Origin of the sequence: Bergeriella denitrificans NBRC 102155, from assembly GCF_001592185.1 — a bacterium.
Classification (GTDB): Bacteria; Pseudomonadota; Gammaproteobacteria; order Burkholderiales; family Neisseriaceae; genus Neisseria; species Neisseria denitrificans.
Genome location: NZ_BCWL01000259.1, coordinates 1 through 2577, shown reverse-complemented (window position 1 = coordinate 2577; position 2577 = coordinate 1). Strand labels below are relative to the sequence as shown.

General features: G+C 53.6%; 3 protein-coding genes. All 3 read left to right on the top strand.

The genetic code is table 11. The features are described 5' to 3' along the window. Positions 1–266, top strand: a 266-nt coding sequence (locus BDE01S_RS11435; protein ID WP_169798094.1) for a hypothetical protein, incomplete at its 5' end; no start/stop codon positions are given. Between the two features lie 34 nt (positions 267–300). Further along, positions 301–588 carry a co-chaperone GroES gene (groES, locus tag BDE01S_RS09935; protein ID WP_066081029.1) on the top strand — a complete coding sequence of 96 codons (288 nt, stop codon included), beginning with the start codon at positions 301–303 and terminating at the stop codon, positions 586–588. 302 nt (positions 589–890) lie between these two features. After that, positions 891–2525, top strand: a complete 1635-nt coding sequence (gene groL / locus BDE01S_RS09930) for a chaperonin GroEL (RefSeq protein WP_066081026.1) — start codon at positions 891–893, stop codon at positions 2523–2525. The last annotated feature ends 52 nt before the right edge of the window (positions 2526–2577 follow it).

The window sequence follows — 2577 nt, the reverse complement described above, 5'->3', positions numbered from 1 at the left end:
GGGGCGGTGTCGGGGCTGCGTGTTTCAGATGGCCTTTTGGTGCGGCAGATGGTTTGAATATTGCCGTGTGGCTCAAGATGTTTCTGTTCCCGGACGTACATGGTTTCAAATGCGGCATGGCGGTGCGGGCGCGGCAGCGAAGCACATCGGCTTTGAAAATACAGAAAAAATATTCTGAAAAATTTCTTGCCCGCGCCCTTGAATTTTGGACGGGCAGCTCCATTTTTCCCGCATTACCCGCCGTAGGTTGCAGGGTATTCCCTTAATGTATGTGATTCATAATGATTTTTGGAGAAAAACATGACCATCCGTCCTTTACATGACCGCGTTGTTGTCAAACGCCTGGAAGCTGAAGAAAAAACCGCATCGGGTATCGTATTGCCGGGTGCTGCCGCCGAAAAACCGGATATGGGCGAAGTGATCGCCGTAGGTGCGGGCAAAATCGGCCGCGACGGCCAACGCCGCGCGCTGGATGTGAAAGTCGGCGACAAAGTGATTTTCGGCAAATACAGCGGTCAAGCCGTGAAAGCAGACGGTGAAGAGCTGCTGGTAATGCGCGAAGAAGACATCTTCGGTATCGTGGAATAAGCAGGCCGTCTGAAATTATTGTCAGTCGGGTTGATTGCTTAACCTATCTTTCATTGCAAAACACACATTGAAAACCTCTCCGCCGTCATTCCCGCGCAGGCGGGAATCCATCTCGGATGTGAAGTAATGTGTTGTTTTCAAATAAGTGACTGCATTCTTTCTGTGGATTCCCGCCTCGCGGGAATGACGTTAGTGAATGCCCGAACTTTTTTATCAAGGCACTTAGGCCGTCTGAAACCTGATTCCCCTTTTTTTTCAGACGGCCTCACAAGATTCAATCATTTATATTTTGGAGCTAAAACATGGCAGCAAAAGACGTACAATTCGGTAATGAAGTCCGCCAAAAAATGGTTAACGGTGTCAACACCCTGGCCAACGCCGTGCGCGTGACCCTGGGTCCGAAAGGCCGTAATGTCGTACTCGACCGCGCATTCGGCGGCCCGCACATCACCAAAGACGGCGTATCCGTAGCCAAAGAAATCGAATTGAAAGACAAATTCGAAAATATGGGCGCGCAAATGGTGAAAGAGGTTGCCTCTAAAACCAACGACGTAGCCGGCGACGGCACCACCACCGCCACCGTATTGGCGCAAGCCATCGTGGCGGAGGGTATGAAATACGTTGCCGCCGGTATGAACCCGACCGACCTGAAGCGCGGTATCGACAAAGCCGTTAACGCTTTGGTGGCCGAGCTGAAAAACATCGCCAAACCTTGCGACACTTCTAAAGAAATCGCCCAAGTCGGTTCGATTTCCGCCAACTCCGACGAGCAAGTCGGCAAAATCATCGCCGAAGCCATGGAAAAAGTGGGCAAAGAAGGCGTGATTACCGTAGAAGACGGCAAATCTCTGGAAAACGAGTTGGATGTGGTAGAAGGTATGCAGTTTGACCGCGGCTACCTGTCTCCGTACTTCATCAGCGATGCGGAAAAACAAATTGCCGCTTTGGACAATCCGTTTGTGTTGCTGTTCGACAAAAAAATCAGCAATATCCGCGACCTGCTGCCGGTATTGGAGCAAATCGCCAAAACCAGCCGCCCGCTGCTGATTATCGCTGAAGACGTAGAAGGCGAAGCGCTGGCGACTTTGGTGGTGAACAACATCCGCGGCATTCTGAAAACCGTCGCCGTGAAAGCCCCGGGCTTCGGCGACCGCCGCAAAGCCATGCTGCAAGACATCGCTATTCTGACCGGCGGTACCGTGATTGCCGAAGAAGTAGGCTTGTCTTTGGAAAAAGCCACTTTGGAAGATTTGGGTCAAGCCAAACGCATTGAAATCGGCAAAGAAAACACCACCATCATCGACGGCTTCGGCGATGCCGGCCAAATCGAAGCGCGTGTGGCCGAAATCCGCCAGCAAATCGAAGTGGCGACCAGCGATTACGACAAAGAAAAACTGCAAGAACGTGTGGCCAAACTGGCCGGCGGCGTGGCCGTCATCAAAGTCGGCGCGGCAACCGAAGTGGAAATGAAAGAGAAGAAAGACCGCGTGGAAGACGCGCTGCACGCGACCCGTGCCGCCGTTGAAGAAGGCGTGGTGGCCGGCGGCGGCGTGGCTCTGCTGCGTGCCCGTTCTGCTTTGGAAAAAGTGGAAACTTCCAATGCCGACCAAGACGCAGGCGTACAAATCGTATTGCGCGCCATCGAGTCTCCGCTGCGCCAAATCGTTGCCAATGCCGGCGGCGAGCCGAGCGTGGTGGTGAACAAAGTGCTGGAAGGCCAAGGCAACTACGGCTACAACGCAGGCAGCGGCGAATACGGCGACATGATTGAAATGGGCGTACTCGACCCGGCCAAAGTGACCCGTTCCGCGCTGCAACACGCCGCGTCCATCGCCGGTCTGATGCTGACCACCGATTGCATGATTGCCGAAATTCCGGAAGAAAAACCGGCTATGCCTGATATGGGCGGCATGGGCGGTATGGGCGGCATGATGTAAGAAGCCGTCTGAAAAAGCTGTAATCCAACCTGCAAGGCTGAGACCTTGCAGG